Below are 521 nucleotides of genomic sequence, written 5' to 3' on the forward strand. Positions count from 1 at the left end.
ATAAATCAATATATCATCTAGATAGACTAACACATTAGGCGTATCTCCTAATATATCATTCATAAATGATTGAAATGTTGCAGGACCGTTCACCACTCCAAATGGCATTACTCTCCAATGGTAATGTCCAAAGGGCGTAACAAAACCTGTCTTTTCTTCGTCTCTCGGATCCATTCTGATCTGAAAATATCCTGACATTAAATCTAACTTCGAAAATACTTTGGCTGTTCCTATTTTCATAAACAAATCTTCTATTAAAGGAATGGGAAATGCATTTTTAATCGTGTTGATATTTAGTAATCTAAAGTCGACGCATAACCTCAATGCCTTATCCTTTTTCTTTACAAATAGTACTGGTGCAGCATACGGTGAATTTGATTTCTGTATAAATCCTTGTTGTAGTAGTTCTTCTATTTGTTTCTTCAATTCTTCTGTCTCAAACTGCGAAATACGATACGGTGGTCTTGCCGTAGGTTTTGCTCCTGGAATGAGATGAATTCTGTGAGTTACTTTCTTAAACT

Annotated in this window: 1 protein-coding gene; it reads right to left on the bottom strand. The window is 34.9% G+C overall.

All coding sequences use genetic code 11. From position 1 onward, the window contains the following. The coding region (locus E2E34_RS37775; RefSeq protein WP_138905800.1) for a reverse transcriptase family protein at window positions 1-521 on the bottom strand (521 nt) is incomplete at both ends.

The sequence above is a fragment of the Streptomyces albidochromogenes genome, from assembly GCF_005981925.1.
Taxonomy (GTDB): domain Bacteria; phylum Actinomycetota; class Actinomycetes; order Streptomycetales; family Streptomycetaceae; genus Streptomyces; species Streptomyces albidochromogenes.